At 71.1% G+C, this 19,099-nt stretch carries 18 protein-coding genes; 13 read left to right on the top strand and 5 right to left on the bottom strand.

All coding sequences use genetic code 11. The features are described from left to right. The first annotated feature begins 4 nt into the window (after nt 1-4). The 13 genes from dxr (at nt 5) to G6N48_RS11270 (ending at nt 14,501) form a co-directional block, all read left to right on the top strand. Nucleotides 5-1,237, top strand: a complete 1,233-nt coding sequence (gene dxr, locus G6N48_RS11330; protein WP_085269204.1) for a 1-deoxy-D-xylulose-5-phosphate reductoisomerase — start codon at nt 5-7, stop codon at nt 1,235-1,237. 19 nt (nt 1,238-1,256) lie between these two features. Beyond that, nucleotides 1,257-2,471 (top strand): M50 family metallopeptidase, encoded by a 1,215-nt coding sequence (locus tag G6N48_RS11325; protein WP_085269205.1) that lies wholly within the window; start codon nt 1,257-1,259, stop codon nt 2,469-2,471. Nucleotides 2,472-2,547: 76 nt separating this feature from the next. Further along, on the top strand, nt 2,548-3,708 hold the full coding sequence (gene ispG, locus G6N48_RS11320) for a flavodoxin-dependent (E)-4-hydroxy-3-methylbut-2-enyl-diphosphate synthase (RefSeq protein ID WP_085269206.1): 1,161 nt from the start codon (nt 2,548-2,550) through the stop codon (nt 3,706-3,708). A gap of 51 nt (nt 3,709-3,759) precedes the next feature. Beyond that, the gene (locus tag G6N48_RS11315; RefSeq protein WP_085269207.1) at nt 3,760-4,614 is read left to right on the top strand and encodes a GNAT family N-acetyltransferase; all 855 of its coding nucleotides are present in this window, start codon (nt 3,760-3,762) and stop codon (nt 4,612-4,614) included. A 95-nt stretch (nt 4,615-4,709) separates the two neighbouring features. Next, entirely contained in the window at nt 4,710-6,536 is a 1,827-nt protein-coding gene (locus G6N48_RS11310) for a penicillin-binding transpeptidase domain-containing protein (RefSeq protein WP_085269208.1), read from the top strand. A gap of 34 nt (nt 6,537-6,570) precedes the next feature. Next, a complete protein-coding gene (locus G6N48_RS11305) occupies nt 6,571-7,155 on the top strand; it encodes a DUF1707 SHOCT-like domain-containing protein (RefSeq protein ID WP_139825769.1) in 585 nt (194 codons plus the stop codon). Between the two features lie 53 nt (nt 7,156-7,208). Then, nucleotides 7,209-8,066: a type I methionyl aminopeptidase gene (map, locus tag G6N48_RS11300; protein ID WP_085269209.1), complete on the top strand. Its 858-nt coding sequence runs from the start codon at nt 7,209-7,211 to the stop codon at nt 8,064-8,066. Nucleotides 8,067-8,082: 16 nt separating this feature from the next. Beyond that, on the top strand, nt 8,083-9,600 hold the full coding sequence (locus tag G6N48_RS11295; RefSeq protein WP_085269210.1) for a cobyric acid synthase: 1,518 nt from the start codon (nt 8,083-8,085) through the stop codon (nt 9,598-9,600). 71 nt (nt 9,601-9,671) lie between these two features. Then, nucleotides 9,672-10,223, top strand: a complete 552-nt coding sequence (locus G6N48_RS11290; RefSeq protein ID WP_085269211.1) for an alpha/beta fold hydrolase — start codon at nt 9,672-9,674, stop codon at nt 10,221-10,223. 40 nt (nt 10,224-10,263) lie between these two features. Then, nucleotides 10,264-11,634 carry a glutamine synthetase family protein gene (locus G6N48_RS11285; protein WP_139825770.1) on the top strand — a complete coding sequence of 457 codons (1,371 nt, stop codon included), beginning with the start codon at nt 10,264-10,266 and terminating at the stop codon, nt 11,632-11,634. Beyond that, nucleotides 11,621-12,370 carry a gamma-glutamyl-gamma-aminobutyrate hydrolase family protein gene (locus G6N48_RS11280; RefSeq protein ID WP_232066599.1) on the top strand — a complete coding sequence of 250 codons (750 nt, stop codon included), beginning with the start codon at nt 11,621-11,623 and terminating at the stop codon, nt 12,368-12,370. Before G6N48_RS11285 ends, G6N48_RS11280 begins: the two co-directional genes overlap by 14 nt. Further along, nucleotides 12,367-13,728 carry an aldehyde dehydrogenase family protein gene (locus G6N48_RS11275; protein WP_085269213.1) on the top strand — a complete coding sequence of 454 codons (1,362 nt, stop codon included), beginning with the start codon at nt 12,367-12,369 and terminating at the stop codon, nt 13,726-13,728. Before G6N48_RS11280 ends, G6N48_RS11275 begins: the two co-directional genes overlap by 4 nt. Next, a complete protein-coding gene (locus tag G6N48_RS11270; protein ID WP_139825771.1) occupies nt 13,725-14,501 on the top strand; it encodes a 3-oxoacyl-ACP reductase in 777 nt (258 codons plus the stop codon). The genes G6N48_RS11275 and G6N48_RS11270 overlap by 4 nt, the downstream gene beginning before the upstream one ends. On the opposite strand, the gene G6N48_RS11265 is transcribed toward G6N48_RS11270, so the two are convergent. The 5 genes from G6N48_RS11265 to hypD all read right to left on the bottom strand — a co-directional run bounded on the left by G6N48_RS11265 (nt 14,473) and on the right by hypD (nt 19,094). Beyond that, nucleotides 14,473-15,405, bottom strand: coding sequence for a PPE family protein (locus G6N48_RS11265; protein WP_085269214.1), 933 nt, complete (start codon nt 15,403-15,405; stop codon nt 14,473-14,475). The genes G6N48_RS11270 and G6N48_RS11265 overlap by 29 nt on opposite strands. Before the next feature lie 114 nt (nt 15,406-15,519). Next, nucleotides 15,520-15,975, bottom strand: coding sequence for a hypothetical protein (locus G6N48_RS11260; protein ID WP_085269215.1), 456 nt, complete (start codon nt 15,973-15,975; stop codon nt 15,520-15,522). Nucleotides 15,976-16,073: 98 nt separating this feature from the next. After that, a complete protein-coding gene (locus G6N48_RS11255; RefSeq protein WP_085269216.1) occupies nt 16,074-17,189 on the bottom strand; it encodes an alkaline phosphatase family protein in 1,116 nt (371 codons plus the stop codon). Nucleotides 17,190-17,208: 19 nt separating this feature from the next. Continuing rightward, complete coding sequence (locus G6N48_RS11250) at nt 17,209-17,958, bottom strand: DUF6390 family protein (protein WP_085269217.1); 750 nt, start codon at nt 17,956-17,958, stop codon at nt 17,209-17,211. Beyond that, complete coding sequence (gene hypD / locus G6N48_RS11245; RefSeq protein WP_085269218.1) at nt 17,955-19,094, bottom strand: hydrogenase formation protein HypD; 1,140 nt, start codon at nt 19,092-19,094, stop codon at nt 17,955-17,957. Before hypD ends, G6N48_RS11250 begins: the two co-directional genes overlap by 4 nt. Between the last annotated feature and the right edge of the window lie 5 nt (nt 19,095-19,099).

Here is a 19,099-nt window from a genome sequence, read left to right as displayed (position 1 = left end):
GTTGATGGCCCGGGTCGCCGCCGGGCGGCACAATGAGGGGGTGAGCAATCCGACGACCGACGGGCAGGCCGAGGGCAGGCTGCGTGTCGTCCTGCTCGGCAGCACCGGGTCGATCGGCACCCAGGCGCTGGAGGTCATCGCGGCCCACCCGGACCGCTTCGAGGTGGTCGGGCTCGCCGCCGGCGGCGGCAAGCCGGATCTGCTGCGGCGACAACGCGCCGAGACGGGCGTCGCCAACATCGCGGTCGCCGACGAGCGTGCAGCACAGCAGGTCGGGGGCGTCCCCTTCACCGGGCCCGGGGCGGTGACCCGGCTGGTCCAGGAGACCGACGCCGACGTGGTCCTCAACGCGCTGGTCGGGGCGCTGGGGCTGCGGCCCACGCTGGCCGCGCTGGAGTCGGGCGCCCGGCTGGCGCTGGCCAACAAGGAATCGCTGATCGCCGGGGGTCCGCTGGTGCTGCGGGCGGCGCGGCCGGGTCAGATCGTGCCCGTCGACTCCGAGCACTCCGCGCTGGCCCAATGCCTGCGCGGCGGGGAGCCCGACGAGATCGCCAAGCTGGTGCTGACCGCGTCCGGCGGGCCGTTCCGCGGCTGGACGGCCGCTGCGCTCGAGGGCGTCACGCCCGAGCAGGCGGGCGCGCACCCCACCTGGTCGATGGGCCCGATGAACACACTGAACTCGGCGTCGCTGGTCAACAAAGGACTCGAGCTCATCGAGACGCACCTGCTGTTCGGCATCCCGTACGACCGCATCGAGGTCGTCGTGCACCCGCAGTCGGTTGTGCATTCGATGGTCACCTTCGTCGACGGCTCGACCATCGCCCAGGCCAGCCCCCCGGACATGAAGCTGCCGATCTCGCTGGCGCTGGGCTGGCCGCACCGGGTGCCCGGCGCGGCCGCGTCGTGCGACTTCAGCACCGCCTCCACCTGGGAGTTCGAGCCGCTGAACCACACCGTCTTCCCGGCGGTCGAGCTGGCCCGCCACGCCGGTAAGGCCGGAGGCTGCATGACGGCCGTGTACAACGCCGCCAACGAGGAGGCCGCGGCGGCGTTCCTGGCCGGGCGGATCGGCTTCCCCGCGATCGTCAGAACCATCGCCGACGTGCTGCACGTCGCCGACCAATGGGCGGTTTCACCGGCTAACGTGGATGAAGTACTCGAGGCGCAGCGCTGGGCACGGGAGCAGGCGCGCCGAGCGCTTGCCGCAAGTCCCACCCGAGTCTCCGGAATGGTGTGAGAAAGGTCTTGGCACCCAGATGATGTTCGTCGTCGGCATTGTGCTGTTCGCCCTCGCCATCCTGATATCGGTGGCGCTGCACGAGTGCGGGCACATGTGGGTTGCGCGCGCCACCGGGATGAAGGTGCGCCGCTATTTCGTCGGCTTCGGCCCCACCTTGTGGTCCACCCGGCGCGGGGAAACCGAGTACGGCGTCAAAGCCGTGCCGCTCGGTGGCTTCTGCGACATCGCCGGCATGACCTCGGTGGAGGAGTTGGCGCCCGACGAGCAGGACCGCGCGATGTACAAGCAGGCGGCCTGGAAGCGCATCGCGGTGTTGTTCGCGGGCCCGGGCATGAACTTCGTCATCTGCCTGGTGCTGATCTACGGCATCGCACTGGTCTGGGGGCTGCCCAACCTGCACCCGCCCACCAAGGCGGTCGTCGGCGAAACCGCTTGTGTCGCACCGGAAGTGAGCCCCGGCAAGATCGGCGACTGCACCGGTCCGGGTCCGGCGGCACTGGCCGGGATCCGCGCCGGCGACGTCGTCGTCAAGGTCGGTGACACCCCGGTGAACACGTTCGAGGACATGGCGGCCGCGGTGCGCAAGCTGCACGGCATCGTGCCGGTGGTCGTCGAGCGCGACGGCACCCCGATCACCACCTACGTCGACGTCACGCCCACCCAGCGCTACCTGTCCAGCGGCCAGAACAGCCAGCCGCAGCCCGCCACGGTCGGCGCCATCGGTGTCGGCGCGCTGCGGCCCGCTCCCACCCATTACGGCGTGCTGAGCGCCGTGCCGGGCACCCTGGCGTTCACCGGCGATCTGACCGTCGAGGTGGGCAAGTCGCTGGTGGCGATCCCGACCAAGGTCGGCGCGCTGGTCCATGCCATCGGCGGCGGACAGCGCGACCCACAGACCCCGATGAGCGTGGTCGGTGCCAGCATCATCGGCGGCGACACCGTCGACCACGGGCTCTGGGTGGCGTTCTGGTTCTTCCTGGCTCAGCTGAACCTCATCCTGGGTGCCATCAACCTGGTGCCGCTGCTGCCGTTCGACGGCGGTCACATCGCCATCGCGGTGTTCGAGAAGGTCCGCAACGTGATCCGCTCGGCGCGCGGCATGGTGGCGGCCGCGCCGGTGAACTATCTCAAGCTGATGCCCGCGACCTACGTGGTGCTGGTGTTCGTCGTCGGGTACATGCTGCTGACCGTCACCGCCGATCTGGTCAACCCGATCAGGCTCTTCCAGTGATCGGCCGGAGGAATTCAGCGAAGGTGACCCGCGCCGGCGGCGATGTGAACCGAACCGACGAGGAGGGGTGGCGCACATGACGATTGGCCTGGGGATGCCGGACGCCCCGGCGCCCACGCTCGCTCCCCGGCGGCCCACGCGCCAGCTGATGGTCCGCGACGTCGGGGTGGGCAGCGACTATCCGGTCTCGGTGCAGTCGATGTGCACCACCAAGACCCACGACATCAACTCGACGCTGCAGCAGATCGCCGAATTGACCACGGCCGGTTGTGACATCGTGCGCGTCGCCTGCCCGCGGCAGGAGGACGCCGACGCGCTGGCCACGATCGCCAAGAAGAGTCAGATCCCGGTGATCGCCGACATCCACTTCCAGCCGAAGTACATCTTCGCCGCCATCGACGCCGGCTGCGCCGCGGTGCGGGTGAACCCCGGCAACATCAAGGAATTCGACGGCCGGGTGGGCGAGGTCGCCAAGGCCGCCGGGCAGGCCGGCATCCCCATCCGCATCGGCGTCAACGCCGGGTCGCTGGACAAGCGGATCATGTCCAAGTACGGCAAGGCCACGCCCGAGGCGCTGGTGGAGTCGGCGCTGTGGGAGGCCTCACTGTTCGAGGAGCACGGCTTTTCCGACATCAAGATCAGCGTCAAGCACAACGACCCGGTGGTGATGGTGGCCGCCTACGAGTTGCTGGCCGCGCAGTGCGACTACCCGCTGCACCTCGGGGTCACCGAGGCCGGTCCCGCGTTCCAGGGCACCATCAAGTCCGCCGTCGCCTTCGGCGCGCTGCTGTCGCGGGGCATCGGCGACACCATCCGGGTGTCGCTGTCGGCGCCCCCGGTCGAGGAGGTCAAGGTCGGCACCCAGATCCTCGAGTCGCTGAACCTGCGGCCGCGCTCGCTCGAGATCGTGTCGTGCCCCTCGTGCGGCCGCGCGCAGGTCGACGTCTACACACTGGCGAACGAGGTGACCGCCGGGCTCGACGGTCTCGACGTGCCGCTGCGGGTCGCCGTGATGGGCTGTGTCGTCAACGGCCCGGGCGAGGCCCGCGAGGCCGATCTGGGGGTCGCATCGGGAAATGGCAAGGGCCAGATCTTCGTTCGGGGCGAAGTGATCAAGACCGTGCCGGAATCACAGATCGTCGAGACGCTGATCGAGGAGGCCATGCGCATCGCCTCGGAAATGGGCGACGGTCCGCAAACAACATCGAGCGGTTCGCCGATTGTGACCGTAAGCTGATAGAGCCGTCCCGATTTTCGACCCCGTTTAGCACCCTAGAGAGTTCGTCACATGTCGGCTCCGCCCATCTTCCGCCTCGTCGGCGAGCGCCGGGTGGCCGTGGTGCGCGACGCCGCGGCCGTGTGGCGGGTGCTCGACGACGATCCGGTGGGGTCGTGCATGGTCGCGGCCCGCGTGGCCGACCACGGCATCGACCCCAACTCGATCGGCGGCGAGTTGTGGACCCGCCGGGGCGCCGACGAGTCGATGTGCTTTGCCGGCGCCAACCTGATCCCGCTGCGCGGCGCGCAGGCCGACCTGAACGCCTTCGCCGACGAGGCGATGAGCGCCACGCGGCGCTGCTCGTCGCTGGTCGGCCGGGCGGGGCTGGTGATGCCGATGTGGGAGCGGCTGGAACCGGCCTGGGGCCCGGCGCGCGACGTGCGTGACCGCCAGCCTCTGCTGGCGCTGTCCAGCCATCCCTCCTGCGACATCGACCCCGGGGTGCGCCAGGTGCGCCCCGACGAGCTGGACGCCTACCTGGTGGCCGCGGTCGACATGTTCATCGGCGAGGTGGGCGTCGACCCGCGGCTGGGCGACGGCGGTCGCGGTTACCGCCGCCGGGTGGCCAGCCTCATCGCGGCCGGCCGCGCATGGGCGCGTTTCGAGCAGGGCCAGGTGGTGTTCAAAGCCGAAGTGGGGTCGCAGTCCCCGAAGGTCGGTCAGATCCAGGGCGTGTGGGTCCACCCGGAGTGGCGCGGCCTGGGCCTGGGGACCGCGGGCACCGCGACGGTGGCCGCGGTGATCGTCGGCAGCGGCCGCATCGCCAGCCTGTACGTGAACAGCTTCAACAGCGTCGCGCGCGCCGCATACGCCCGGGTGGGCTTCACCGAGCTGGGCACCTTCGCGACGGTGCTGCTGGACTGACGGTCCCGCATCGGTTGTCCGACTCATTCGTGTAACGGTTCCGTCTCGGTGTGTCGGCGCCCCACTTCGGGCCGCAGTTCTTAACATCAGCACCGATGGTCACAAAAACCTCACCAGTATCAGCTGTTTCAGCGGCCGCGGGCTCGTTGCTCGTCGTGGCCGCCGCACTGGCCGGCTGCACGCCGCGGCCGGAGGGCCCCACCCCGGCGGCGGAGAAGTTCTTGCACGCCCTGTCTACCGGCGACACCGCCACGGCCGCGAAACTCAGCGACAATCCCGCCGAGGCCCGCGAGGCGCTCAACGCGGCCTGGGCCGGGCTGCAGGCGACGCACCTCGACGCGCAGATCCTCAACTCCAAATACGCCGAGGACACCGGCACGATCGGCTACCGCTTCACCTGGCATCTGCCCAAGAACCGGATCTGGAGCTACGACGGACAGATCAGGATGGCCCGCGACGAGGGCCACTGGGAGGTCCGGTGGGCCACCACCGATCTGCATGCCCGGCTGGGCGAGCATCAGACGTTCGCGCTGCGGGCCGACCCGCCGCGCCGCGCCTCGGTCAACGAACTGGGCGGCAGCGACGTGCTCGCGCCCGGTTACCGTTATCACTACACGCTCGACGCCACCCGGGCCGGCTCCGGATCCATCCTGATCTCGACCGTGCAGGCGCTGGTCGACGTCCTGCACCCCTACAACAACGCCCTCGCCGACCCGCAGCTGCTGGCCGAGCAGGCCAGCTCGGCGACCGAGCCGGTGGACCTGGCCACCCTGCTCCCCGACGAGAACGACAAGGTGTTCCCGGCGATCGGCAGGCTGCCGGGGATTGTGGTGACGCCGCAGGCCGACATGCTGCCCACCGACCCGCACTTCGCGCCGGCCGTCGTCGCCGCGGTCAAGAAGGCGGTGATCGACCAGCTCGACGGCCAGGCGGGCTGGCGGGTTGTCAGTGTCAACCAGAACGGCGTCGACGTCGCGGTGCTGCACGAGGTCGAGGGGTCGCCGGCGCCGTCCGTGTCGATCACGCTGGACCGGACGGTGCAGAACGCCGCGCAGCACGCCGTCGACACCCGCGGCGGAAAGGCCATGATGGTCGTCATCAAGCCGTCGACCGGGGAGATCCTCGCGATCGCGCAGAACGGCGGGGCCGACGCCGACGGCCTGCTTGCCACCACCGGCCTGTATCCGCCCGGGTCGACCTTCAAGATGGTCACCGCGGGCGCCGCCGTCGACCGCGACATGGCCACGCCCAACACGATGCTGGGCTGCCCGGGTCACCTCGACATCGGGCATCGCACCATCCCCAACTACGGGGGCTTCGACCTGGGCGTGGTGTCGATGTCGCGCGCGTTCGCCAGCTCCTGCAACACCACGTTCGCAGAGCTCAGCAGCAAGTTGCCGCCGCGCGGGCTGACCCAGGCGGCCTCGGAGTACGGGATCGGGCTCGACTATCAGGTCGAGGGCATCACCACGGTGACCGGCTCGGTGCCGCCGACGGTCGACCTCGCCGAGCGCACCGAGGACGGGTTCGGCCAGGGCAAGGTGCTGGCCAGCCCGTTCGGGATGGCGCTGGTCGCGGCGACCGTGGCCGCGGGTAAGACCCCGGTGCCGCAGCTGATCGCCGGGAAGCCGACGATGGTCGACGGCGACGGCACGCCGATCTCCCCGAAAATGGTCGACGCGCTGCGGCCGATGATGCGGCTGGTGGTCACCAACGGCACGGCCAAGGAGATCAACGGCTGCGGCGAGGTCTACGGCAAGACCGGTGAGGCCGAGTTCCCCGGCGGCTCGCACTCCTGGTTCGCCGGCTACCGCGGCGACCTGGCGTTCGCGTCGCTGATCGTCGGGGGCGGCAGCTCGGAATACGCCGTCCGGATGACCAAGGTCATGTTCGAGTCGATGCCGCCGGGATACCTGGCCTGAGCCTTTCCGCCGTCCGCGGCGGTAAGTTGCGAGGGTGGACCAGACCGGCGCAGACATGCCGGCGCTACGCGTGTCCGACGCCGACCGCAACGGCACGATGCGGCGACTGCACAACGCCGTCGCGCTCGGGCTCATCGACATCCACGAGTTCGAGCAGCGCTCCTCGCAGGTGTCCTACGCGCGCACCCGCGGCGAGCTGGACGGGCTGGTCGGCGACCTGCCCGGTCCGGGGGCCATCGTCACGTCGGCCGCCGACCGGGTGGAACTTCGGGGATGGGCCGGCTCGCTGAAACGCCACGGCGAGTGGACCGTGCCCACCCGGCTGGCGCTGGTGCGCCGCCTTGGTTCGGTGCAACTCGACCTCACCCGGGCCCGCTTTGCCGGGCCGGTGGTGGTCGTCGAGCTGGACATGCGGTTCGGCTCGGTGGAGATCCGGTTGCCCGAGGGCGCCAGCGCCTCGATCGACGACGTCGCGGTCTATGGCGGCAGCGCCAGCGACCGTCGCAGGGACGCGCCGGGGGAGGGCCGGCCCCACGTCGTGCTGACCGGCCGCGTGGTGTGCGGCTCGGTCAGGATCCGCGGGCCGCGCCGCTCGCTGTGGCGCAGGCGCGGTGCCTGACCTCACCCCGGCGCGGCACGCCTGCCGCGGGCGGGCTTGATTAAGCTGGCTCTATGCCTGTTCGCAGTGCCCTTTCCCCCGGAGTGTTGTCCCCGACGCTGGCGGTGCCCGGCCGCATCCCGCGGCCGGAGTACGTCGGCAGGCCGACGGCCCAGGAGGGCAGCGAGCCGTGGGTGCAGACGCCCGAGGTGATCGAGAAGATGCGCGTCGCCGGCCGGATCGCCGCGGGCGCTCTGGCCGAGGCGGGCAAGGCCGTCGCCCCCGGGGTCAGCACCGACGAGCTGGACAAGATCGCCCACGAGTACATGATCGACCACGGCGCCTATCCGTCGACGCTGGGCTACCGGGGCTTCCCGAAGTCGTGCTGCACGTCGCTCAACGAGGTCATCTGCCACGGCATCCCGGACTCCACGCTGATCGCCGACGGCGACATCGTCAACATCGACGTGACCGCCTACATCGACGGGGTGCACGGCGACACCAACGCGACCTTTCTCGCCGGTGACGTCTCCGAGGAGCACCGGCTGCTGGTCGAGCGGACCCGCGAGGCGACGATGCGGGCGATCAACGCCGTCAAACCGGGCCGCGCGCTCTCGGTCGTCGGCCGCGTCATCGAGGCGTACGCGCACCGGTTCGGCTACAACGTCGTTCGCGACTTCACCGGGCACGGCATCGGCACCACCTTCCACAACGGGCTCGTCGTGCTCCACTACGACCAGCCCGCCGTCGAGACCGTCATCCAGACGGGCATGACGTTCACCATCGAGCCGATGATCAACCTCGGCGGCCTGGACTACGAGATCTGGGACGACGGCTGGACGGTGGTCACCAAGGACCGCAAGTGGACCGCGCAGTTCGAGCACACCCTGCTGGTCACCGAGACCGGCGCCGAGATCCTCACCCTCCCATGAGGTTCGCGGCCCGCCGGTGAGCGGCGCCCTGCTGGTCGCCGGCACCAGTTCCGACGCCGGCAAATCGGTGGTGGTAGCCGGCCTGTGCCGGTTGCTGGCGCGCCGCGGGGTCCGGGTGGCGCCGTTCAAGGCGCAGAACATGTCCAACAACTCGGTGGTCACCGTCGAGGGCGGCGAAATCGGCCGGGCGCAGGCGACGCAGGCGCGGGCGGCGGGGCTGGAGCCCAGCGTCCGGTTCAACCCCATCCTGCTCAAGCCGGGCAGCGACCGGACCTCGCAGCTGGTGATCCGCGGCCGGGTCGCCGACTCGGTGACGGCGACCGGCTACATGCGGCACCGCGACCGGCTCGCCGGCATCGTCCTCGACGAATTGAATTGCCTGCGAAGCGAATTCGACGCGGTAATCTGTGAGGGGGCCGGTTCCCCCGCCGAGATCAACCTGCGGGCGACCGATCTGGCCAACATGGGCCTGGCCAGGGCCGCGGGCCTGCCGGTGATCCTGGTCGGTGACATCGACCGCGGCGGCCTGCTCGCCCACCTGTTCGGGACGGTCGCGGTGCTCAAGCCGGACGACCAGGCGCTGATCGCCGGCTTCGTCGTCAACAAGTTCCGCGGCGACCCCGGGCTGCTGGCGCCGGGCATAGAGCAGCTGCGCGCGCTGACGGGCCGGCCCACCTACGGCGTGCTGCCCTTCGCCGACGAACTCTGGCTGGACGCCGAGGACTCGCTGTCGGTGGTCGCGCACCGCGTGGTCGGCACGCCCGCGCCCCCGCGCGGGGACGAGTGGCTGCGGGTCGCCGCGGTCCGGCTACCGCGGATCTCCAACTCCACCGACGTCGAGGCCCTCGCGTGCGAGCCGGGCGTGCTGGTCCGCTGGGTCACCGACCCGGCCGACCTGGCCGACACCGACCTGGTCGTCATCCCGGGCAGCAAGGCCACCGTCGCCGACCTGGCCTGGCTGCGTGAGCGCGGCCTGGCCGCCGCGATAGCCGGGCATGCGGCGGCCGGCCGGCCGGTGCTGGGCATCTGCGGGGGCTTCCAGATGCTGTGCCGGCGCATCGACGACCCGGTCGAGTCCGGCGCGGGGGAGGTCGCCGGTTTGGGGTTGCTGGACGCCGACATCGCATTCGCCGACGCCAAGACGCTGCGCCGCTGGCAAGCCCCGCGCGACGGGCCACTCGCCGGTTACGAGATCCATCACGGGCAGCTGTCCCGGTGCGCCGAGCAGACGTGGTTCGGCGCGGGGACCGACGCCGAGCCGCAGGGCGTCGTGCGCGGCGCCGTCTTCGGCACGCACTGGCACGGCCTGCTGGACAACGACGACTTCCGCCGCGCCTGGCTCGCCCACGTGGCGGCCGCGGCCGGCCGCGGCGGCTTCGTCGCCGCCGAGACCGACGTCGCGGCGCGGCGGGACGCCCAACTCGACGTGATCGCCGATCTGCTGGCCGCCCACCTCGACCTCGAAGCCGTCTGCGGCCTGCTCGACGGCCCGCCGCCGAAGCGACCGCGCATCGCCAGCGCGCTGCGCCCATAACCAGCCCGGGACATGCGGACAGGGCATCGCGCACGGGGGCCGATCCGCTGTAGCGTGCGGAGGTGACCTCAATGATGACCACGCTGGACGGGTTTCCCGTCCCGGTTGCCGTCACCGGAGCGGACAAGGGCGTCGTCGTCCTCATGATCGGCGACGAGCAGCGTTCGCCGGCCGCCTACGACGCCATCTGCGAGCGCCTGCACACCGCGTCGCTGCGGACGGTGGTGATCGGCTTCGACCCGCGGCTGACGGCCAAGTCGGTGGTCGGCATCCTCGACGCGCTGGGCATCGCGTGGGCCGTGGTGGTCGGCGACCGGGCCGGCGGGGCGCTCGCCTGGGAACTGGCGGCCACCCGGTTGGGCCGGTTCACCGGCCTGGTCGTGATCGACCGCGGGCACCCCCGGGTCGCCGGGCCCGACGGCGCGGCCCCCGACGAACACTGCCCGCCGGTGGAGATCGGCACCACGATGCTGGTCAGCTCCCCGTCCGCCCGCGCCGTGGCTCGTGACACCCAGCGGTTCGTCTACGCCGAGTACCGCGTCGTCCCGCTGGGACGCCGCGCGGTGCAGGAGTCGACGGCTCAGCTGGCCGCCGAGATCGTATTGCGCGCCAGCACCTGGTAAGGCCTGGTTGACTAGCGGCCATGGCAGTCGAGGAAGCGCTGTGACCGAGCCGGAATCGCCGATGCTGTCGCCGGCCGCGCTGGAACAACTCGTGGGAATCGGCCGCGTCGACACCGTCATCGTGGCGTTCGCCGACATGCAGGGCCGGCTCGTGGGCAAACGGGTCGCGGCGCGGGTCTTCCTCGAGGAGGTGGCCGCCCACGGGGCCGAGTGCTGCAACTATCTGCTCGCGGTCGACGTCGACATGAACACGGTCGACGGTTACGCGATGTCGAGTTGGGACACCGGCTACGGCGACATGGTGATGGTGCCCGACCTGTCCACCCTGCGGCTCGTCCCGTGGCATCCCGGCACGGCGCTGGTGCTGGCCGACCTGGCCGCCGGCGCCACCGCGGTCGCCGTCGCGCCGCGCGCGGTGCTGCGCCGCCAGCTCGACCGGCTCGCCGAGCGCGGCCTGTTCGCCGACGTTGCCACCGAGCTGGAGTTCATCGTGTTCGACGAGCCCTACCGTCAGGCGTGGGCCCTGGGCTATCGCGGACTGACCCCGGCCAGCGACTACAACATCGACTACGCGATCCTGGCGTCGTCGCGCATGGAGCCGCTGCTGCGCGACATCCGGCACGGGATGGCTGGTGCGGGCCTGCACTTCGAGGCCGTCAAGGGCGAATGCAACCGGGGACAGCAGGAGATCGGTTTCCGCTACGCCGAGGCGCTGGTCACCTGCGACAACCACGCCATCTACAAGAACGGCGCCAAGGAGATCGCCGACCGGCACGGTAAGAGCCTGACGTTCATGGCGAAATACGATGCGCGCGAAGGCAACAGCTGCCACATTCACCTGTCGCTGCGCGACGCCGACGGCGCGGCGGTGTTCGCCGACGGGTCCCGGCCGCGCGGCATGTCGGCGTTGTTCGGCAGCTTCGTCGCCGGCGTGCTGGCCACCCTGCGCGAGTACACGCTGTTCTACGCGCCGAACATCAACTCCTACAAGCGTTTTGCCGACGGCAGCTTCGCGCCCACGGCCGTGGCCTGGGGGCCGGACAACCGCACCTGTGCGCTGCGGGTAGTGGGGCACGGGCCCGGCACCCGGGTCGAGTGCCGGGTGCCCGGCGGCGACGTCAACCCCTACCTGGGCGTGGCGGCGCTGATCGCCGGCGGCCTGTACGGTGTCGAAAAGGGATTGCCGCTTCCCGATGCGTGCGTGGGGAACGCTTACGCGGCAACCGATGTCGAGCGGCTGCCCGCCACGCTCGCCGAGGCCGCCGCGTTGTTCGGCCGCTCGGCGCTCGCGCGGGAGGCGTTCGGCGACGACGTGGTCGCGCACTACCTGAACAACGCGCGCGTCGAGCTGGCGGCGTTCAACGCGGCGGTCACCGACTGGGAGAGGATACGCGGCTTTGAACGGCTGTAGGTCTGACGGTCTGCCCGCGAGGCCGGTGGTCGGCCTGACGACGTACCTGGAGCGGATCCAGACCGGGATCTGGGACATGCCCGCGGCCTATCTGCCGGCCGACTACTTCCGGGGCGTGATCAACGCCGGCGGCACCGCGGTGCTGCTGCCCCCGCAGCCCGCGGACCCCGGCGCTGTCGACTCCGCGCTGAACAGCCTGCACGCCCTGGTGATCACCGGGGGATACGATCTCGACCCCGCCGCGTACGGCCAGCAACCGCATCCGATGACCGATCAGCCCCGCACCGATCGCGACGCATGGGAATTGGCGCTGCTGCGCGCGGCCCTGCGGCGGGGCCTGCCGGTGCTGGGAATCTGCCGGGGCGCCCAGGTGCTCAACGTCGCCTGCGGGGGCACCCTGCACCAGCACCTGCCCGACGTGCTCGGGCACAACGGGCACCGGGCGGGCAACGGCGTGTTCACGCGGTTGCCGGTGCGCACCGTGGCGGGCACGCGGCTGGCCGGGTTGCTGGGGGAGTCCGCGAATGCGCCCTGCTACCACCACCAGGCCATCGACAGGGTCGGCGAGGGCCTCGTGGTCAGCGCCCGGGACCCCGACGGCGTGGTGGAGGCGCTGGAGCTGCCCGGGGACGGGTTCGCCCTTGCGGTGCAATGGCATCCGGAACAGTCTCTGGACGATCTGCGGCTGTTCGCCGCGATCGTCGACGCCGCCCGGTCTTACGCGGCCACCCGATGACCGAACTGATCAACCCCGCGACCGAGGAGGTGCTGCGCTCGGTCGACCACCTCGACGCCGCGGCCGTCGACGACGCGGTGCGGCGCGCGCAAGCGGCCCAGCGGCGGTGGGCGGCGCTGGCCCCGGCCGAGCGCGCGGCGGCCCTGCGGGCTTTCGCGGCCGTCGTCGACGCCCACGCGGGCGAACTCGCCGCGCTCGAGGTGGCCAATTCGGGGCACCCGATCTCCTCTGCCGAATGGGAGGCGGGCCACGTCCGCGACGTCCTGCACTACTACGCCGCCGGTCCGGAGCGCTTGTCCGGCAAGCAGATTCCGGTCGCGGGTGGACTCGACGTCACGTTCAACGAGCCCCTGGGCGTGGTGGGCGTGATCACGCCGTGGAACTTCCCGATGATGATCGCGTCGTGGGGGATCGCCCCCGCGCTGGCGGCGGGAAACGCCGTGCTGGTCAAGCCCGCCGAGTGGACGCCGCTGACCACGCTGCGGCTCGCCGAACTCGCGGTGGAGGCGGGATTCGACGAGGACCTGCTGCAGGTGCTGCCGGGCGAGGGGGCGGTGGTCGGGGAGAGGTTCGTCAGCCACCCGGGCGTCCGCAAGGTCGTGTTCACCGGCTCCACCGCGACCGGCAGGAAGGTGATGGCCGGCGCGGCCGGCCACGTCAAGCGGGTGACGCTCGAGCTCGGCGGCAAGAGCGCCAACATCGTCTTCGACGACTGCGACCTGGAGCTCGCGGCGGCGACCGCGCCGGCCGGGGTTTTCGACAACGCCGGGCAGGACTGTTGTGCCCGAAGCCGGATCCTGGTGCAGCGCAACGTCTTCGACCGTTTCATGGAGCTGCTCGAGCCGGCCGTGCGCCGGGTCGTCGTCGGCGACCCGGCAGCCCGCGACACCGAGATGGGCCCGCTGGTGTCGGCCGCGCACCGCGACAAGGTCGCGTCCTACGTGCCCGACGACGCGCCCGTGGCGTTTCGGGGAACCGCGCCCACCGGGCGCGGATTCTGGTTCCCGCCAACCGTTTTGACCCCGCAGCGCACCGATCGCGCCGTGACCGACGAGATCTTCGGTCCGGTGGTCACGGTGCTGGCGTTCGACGACGAGCACGACGCCGTCACGCTGGCCAACGACACCGCCTACGGCCTGTCGGGATCGGTCTGGACCGACGACCTGTCCCGCGCGCTGCGCGTCACCCGCGCGATCGAAGCCGGCAACCTGTCGGTGAACTCGCACTCGTCCGTCCGCTACAGCACACCGTTCGGCGGCTTCAAACAGTCCGGCCTGGGCCGTGAGCTCGGCCCGGACGCGCCGCTGAGTTTCACCGAAACCAAGAACGTGTTCATCGCGATCAAGGAGGCTCCGTGATCGACCTCACCCGGCGGCTGGCCGGCCGCGTGGCAGTCGTCACCGGCGGCGGCGGCGGCATCGGACTGGCCGCGGGCCGGCGGATGTACGCCGAAGGCGCGACCGTCGTCGTCGGCGACGTCGACGCCGACGCGGGCGCCGCGGCGGCCGAGGAACTCCGCGGCCTGTTCGTGCCGACCGACGTCTCAGACGAGGATGCGGTCAACGCGCTGTTCGACGCCGCGGCGCGGTCCTACGGCTCGGTGGATATCGCGTTCAACAACGCGGGCATCTCGCCACCCGACGACGACCTGATCGAGAACACCGAACTGCCCGCATGGCAACGCGTTCAGGACGTCAACCTCACCTCGGTGTACCTGTGCTGCCGGGCCGCGCTGCGGCACATGGTGCCCGCCGGGAGGGGATCGATCATCAACACGGCGTCGTTCGTCGCGGTGCTGGGGTCGGCCACCTCGCAGATCTCCTACACCGCCTCCAAGGGCGGGGTGCTGGCGATGTCGCGCGAGCTGGGCGTGCAGTTCGCGCGGCAGGGCATCAGGGTCAACGCGCTGTGCCCAGGGCCGGTGAACACGCCGCTGCTGCGGGAGCTGTTCGCCAAGGATCCCGAGCGGGCCGCCCGCCGGCTGGTGCACGTGCCAATGGGGCGGTTCGCCGAGCCGGATGAAATCGCCGCGGCAGTCGCGTTTTTGGCGAGCGACGACGCGTCGTTCATCACCGGGTCCACGTTCCTGGTCGACGGCGGCATCAGCTCGGCGTACGTGACGCCGCTGTGACGAGCCGAATCGGCCCGTACCCCCAGCAGGCGGGAATTGTATCGGCGGCGCCGGGTTGGGGCGCTGTGCCGCCGGCCCACGCCGGCGGCGCCGACAGTCTGCCGACCGGCGCAGACCGGCCCATCCGGGCGGTGATCGATGTGCCGGAGGCGCGACGTGGTGCCTGGGCGAACGCCGCCAGCGACGCCCTCTTGTTCAGCGAACTCAGATGCCTGATGGCGCGGTCCGACGGCGCACTGAGCGAACTGAGCTTGGACAGCGACGCCGTCAGCGACGCCAGGCAATCGGCCAGGGACGCCACCGGCGAGGACGCCATCGCGAGCAACGCTTGCGGGATGGTCGACACCACCTGACGACCCGCATCCAGCACCTCCGGCGCCGCGGTCACCTTCCAACCGCCCGACGCGGTCCGGCCGTCCGAGGGCGGCGACGCGAAGGGTGTCAGCCGTGCGGCACCCGCCGCGGCCTCGGCATAGGTGTACATGGCCCGGACATCCTCGGCCCACATCCGTTCGTACTCGGCCTCGGTGCCCGCGATCGCCGGAGCCGCCTGGCCGAGGTGGTTCTCGCCGGTCAACGCCATGAGTCGCGCGCGGTTCGCGTCGATGACCGGTGGCGGCACCACGGCGGCCAGCGCGGTTCGCGCAGCGGCAGCGGCCGCGGCGGCCTGGATGGCGGCGCGCTCGGCCCCGGCGGCGACGCCGTTGAGCCACTGGATCCGGGCCGGCGCCGCGGCGTCACGATCGCCGGATTCCGCGATCGCCGACCGGTAGTGCGCCGCCGCGTCGCGCAATCGGGCGGCGAGCGCCCCCCAGGCCACCCCGGCCGATTGCAGTGGCCCGGCTCCCGCGCCGGCGTAGATGCGCCCGGAGTTGACCTCCGGCGGCAGTGTCGCGAATTGCATTGCTATCTCATTCGAAGACGGTGCGAATTGTGCTCGAGGACCCGGCTCGTGCGCCGATACGGCGCCTGGGCGGCCGATGATGCGGGTCCGATCGGACGTCGGATCGGGCAGAACTCAGCAGCGCGCTACGCAGAACCGGCTCAACGGGTCCCGGGCGGCTCCGCTCGGGGGCCAAGCCGAGACGGCAATCCCCGGTCGACGGGCCGATGAGGTGAACGAAGCCGGTGGCGCCGGCCAGGCGTGGTCGCCCGGCAGGCGGGGCCACATCGCGGGCCGGTCGTGCGTCATCCACATGCTGTGAAACGGCTTCGCGGACAACGGTGTTGCGCCCGACAGCAGGCCGTGGTCGTTGCGGGCCGCCGCTTGGGGGCGGAGTTGGTAGCCGACGGCGCCGGTTGCGCCGGAACCCGTCGTCGCCTGCGACCACGCGGCCGGCTCCGGGAGCTCGGCCGCGGAATACTTGGGCCGCAGCGAGGAACCCGCGATCAGGGCCACGAACACGCTGAGCGCGGCCACGATCCCGACGGCCGGGGGCCATCGCCGCGGTGCACCGCTGCCCAGAAGGTTCACAGTGCCCCGACCGTACAACACCAAACGGGGCCCGCACCCTGAGCGACCTGTGAGTACGGTCAAAGTCCGGTGTGCGTTCGCGTTCAGTCACCCCGGCGCTACGGAAAGACGATCAGGGGGATGGCCATCTCGGCGGCGGTGGCCGCACCGTGAAATGCGATGAGCCCGGCCGTTTCCGGTGGTTCGTGGGCCGTCGCCAGCACGGCCGCGTCACCGGTGCAGGTGACCACGACGTCGCCGATCCTCGCCATGAACCTCTCATCGACCGGCCCGAACATCCCCGTAGCGACCGCCTGCTCGCGGGTGTGGACGGTTGCGCGGCCGTCCAGCGCCCCGCTCCAGGTGGCCTGCACATCCGCGGCGGCCCCGGGCTCGGTATGCAGGTAGCGCACCCGCGCCTCACCCGCGACGACGCGCACCCCTTCGCCCAGCGGCGGTGCGGTGTCCAGGTCGATGCGCGCCGCAGGCGGGACGTTCAGGCCGCCGTGATCCGCGGTCACCAGCAAAGCCGCGGTGCGGGGCAACGTATCGACCAGGCGCGTCAGCAGCGCGTCGACGGCGGCCGCCGCCGCGTGCCACTCGGGTGACCCGATGCCGAACAGGTGCGCCGCGCTGTCCAGCCCGGGGGTGTAGCCGTACACCAGGCCGGGCGCCGCCCCCAGCTCGTCGGCGAACAGTCGCGCATAGTCGTCGGTCGGGTGGGTCGGACGGATCTCGGCGCCGCGGTATGCCGCGCCGGTCAGCCCGCTGCCCAAGAACGCCGCGGGCAGCACCGCGCGCGCACGGATGCCGGCGCGCTGCAGCCGCTCGAACCACGTCGGCAGCGGTTGCCAAACGGTGTGCGGCGGGTCGCCGCGCCAGTGGATGTGGTTGAGCACCCGGTCGGTGCCGGGGATGTTGAGGGTGAAGCCCAGGATGCCGTGCTCACCGGGTCGCGCGCCGGTGGCCAGCGACACCAGGCTGGTGGGTGTGGTCGACGGAAAGGTGCAGGCCAGTTCGGTCAGCGTTCCGGTCGCGCCGGCCAGCACGGAGGCGAGCAGCGGCGCGCTGCCGGCCAGCTCGGGCAGCAGGTGCCAGCCCATGCCGTCGACCAGCACGACGGCGACGCGGTCGACGTCACCCGCCCCGCGGGTCACCCCCAGCCTGTCGGCGGCTGCGGGCGCGCCGAGCAACGCGGCCGCGGCCGGCAACACGTCGCACAGGGAACCGGCCACGCGACCAGTCTGACACGAGCTAGCCCGAAAAAGTCTGCGCGAGCCGTTGACTCGTCACCCGGAGCTGACGGTTCGTGCATTCCGCGAGCCCACGCACCTGCGGCGGGGACAGCCGCCCGCACAACCGCCCCCAGTGCACCGCGACGCGGTCGCCGGGGGTCGCATCGGGTACCGCGCTGTATCCGTCGGCCCAGACGTCCAGCACCCGCGCCGAGGGCGCCGCCAGCGTGAGCGCCCGGCCATCCCAGGCCAGCCGGCTGCCGCGCACCTCGACGTCGTCGCCGGCCCGGGAGACGACCGTCGCCCAGGAGATCCGGCAATTGTCCAGCACGCTCAGCGGGTGTTCGTCCATCCCGCGACCGAGGAACCGCGTCCACGGGTAGACACCGAAGACGTGGAAGCAGTGATTTCCGGCCGCCTCGCCGGCCAGGTCCGCCGTCAAATGCGACCAGTAGCGCCCCGCCTGCGGGCCGATGATGGCCAGCAACGCGTCGTAGAACTCGTGGGGGTCCAGGTCGGCACCGAGACCGGTGCCCAGCCAGTACGATTCGACCAGGCGGTAATCGAGCGGGTCGTCGATCCCCGTCAGCCGCGACAGCACCCGCAGGTAGGGCCAGGCCCCGGAGAACCCCGCCGCCGCGCGGCGCACCTCGTCGACCGACCCGTCCCGCAGGGTGGCGCCCAGCGGCGGACCGCAATAGCCCAGCGCGTTGGGGGCATACGCGTAGCGCGCGAACATCTCGACACCGGCGGTGTCGCTGACGGTCAAGTGCGCGACACCAGTTTGGCCGCGTCGCGGTGCATCCGGCCGAAGTTGTAGTACGCGGCGCAGGCGCCCTCGGGGGAGACCATGCAGGTTCCGATCGGGGTCTCGGGCGTGCACGCGGTGCCGAACACCTTGCACTCCCAGGGCTTCAGCACGCCCTTGAGCACCTCGCCGCACTGGCAGGCCTTCGGGTCGGCGACCCGAACGCCGGGCATCGCGAACCGCAGCTCGGCGTCGAACCCGGCGTAGTCGTCGTGCAACCGCAACGCGCTTTGGGAGATGAATCCCAGGCCGCGCCACTCGAAGTGAGGCCGCAGCGCGAACACCCTGCCCATCAGCGCCAGCGCGGCGGGGTTGCCGTGCTCGGGCACCACCCGCTTGTACTGGTTCTCCACCTCGCAGCGGCCCTCGCGGATCTGGCGTAGCAGCATCGCGACGGCCGCGAGGATGTCCAGCGGCTCGAACCCGGCCACGACCAACGGCTTTCGGTACACGTCCGGAACGAAGCGGTAGGGCCGGTTGCCGACGACGGTGGAGACGTGGCCCGGGCCGATGAAGCCCGACAGGCGCAGATCGGGTGATTCCAGGATGGCCTTGATCGGTGGCACGATCGTCACGTGGTTGCAGAACACGCTGAAGTTGGCCAGCCCGAGGTCGCGGGCGCGCACGAGGGTCACCGCCGTCGAGGGTGCGGTCGTCTCGAAGCCGATCGCGAAGAACACCACCTGCTTGTCGGGGTTTTCCACCGCGATCTTGAGCGCGTCCAGCGGGGAGTAGACGAACCGCACGTCGGCGCCCTTGGCCTTGGCGTCGAGCAGGCTGCCGTTCGAGCCGGGCACGCGCATCATGTCGCCGAAGCACGTGAAGATCACGCCGGGTTGGGCGGCCAGCCACATGGCGTCGTCGATGCGGCCCATCGGGATCACGCAGACCGGGCAGCCGGGCCCGTGCACCAGTTCGACATTGTCGGGCAGCAGGTGTTCGATGCCGTGCCGGTAGATGGTGTGGGTGTGCCCGCCGCACACCTCCATGAACTTGAAGTGGTCCCCCGAACGGTCCGGGTCGCCGGCCAGGTGCTCGATCGCGCCGAGCAGTCTGCGGGCAGCGGCGGGGTCGCGGAACTCGTCAACGAATTTCATTATGC

Source organism: Mycobacterium parmense (genome assembly GCF_010730575.1).
Taxonomy (GTDB): Bacteria; Actinomycetota; Actinomycetes; order Mycobacteriales; family Mycobacteriaceae; genus Mycobacterium; species Mycobacterium parmense.
Note: the sequence above shows the minus strand (reverse complement) of the source record. Positions and strands in the feature narration are given on the sequence as shown.

Bases quoted from the DNA above. Each gene is read 5' to 3' on its own strand.
- ispG (WP_085269206.1), top strand. From the start codon at position 2,548: ATGACGATTGGCCTGGGGATGCCGGACGCCCCGGCGCCCACGCTCGCT.
- G6N48_RS11265 (WP_085269214.1), bottom strand. From the start codon at position 15,405: ATGCAATTCGCGACACTGCCGCCGGAGGTCAACTCCGGGCGCATCTAC.
- map (WP_085269209.1), top strand. From the start codon at position 7,209: ATGCCTGTTCGCAGTGCCCTTTCCCCCGGAGTGTTGTCCCCGACGCTG.
- G6N48_RS11310 (WP_085269208.1), top strand. From the start codon at position 4,710: ATGGTCACAAAAACCTCACCAGTATCAGCTGTTTCAGCGGCCGCGGGC.
- hypD (WP_085269218.1), bottom strand. From the start codon at position 19,094: ATGAAATTCGTTGACGAGTTCCGCGACCCCGCCGCTGCCCGCAGACTG.
- dxr (WP_085269204.1), top strand. From the start codon at position 5: ATGGCCCGGGTCGCCGCCGGGCGGCACAATGAGGGGGTGAGCAATCCG.
- G6N48_RS11275 (WP_085269213.1), top strand. From the start codon at position 12,367: ATGACCGAACTGATCAACCCCGCGACCGAGGAGGTGCTGCGCTCGGTC.
- G6N48_RS11290 (WP_085269211.1), top strand. From the start codon at position 9,672: ATGATGACCACGCTGGACGGGTTTCCCGTCCCGGTTGCCGTCACCGGA.
- G6N48_RS11325 (WP_085269205.1), top strand. From the start codon at position 1,257: ATGATGTTCGTCGTCGGCATTGTGCTGTTCGCCCTCGCCATCCTGATA.
- G6N48_RS11315 (WP_085269207.1), top strand. From the start codon at position 3,760: ATGTCGGCTCCGCCCATCTTCCGCCTCGTCGGCGAGCGCCGGGTGGCC.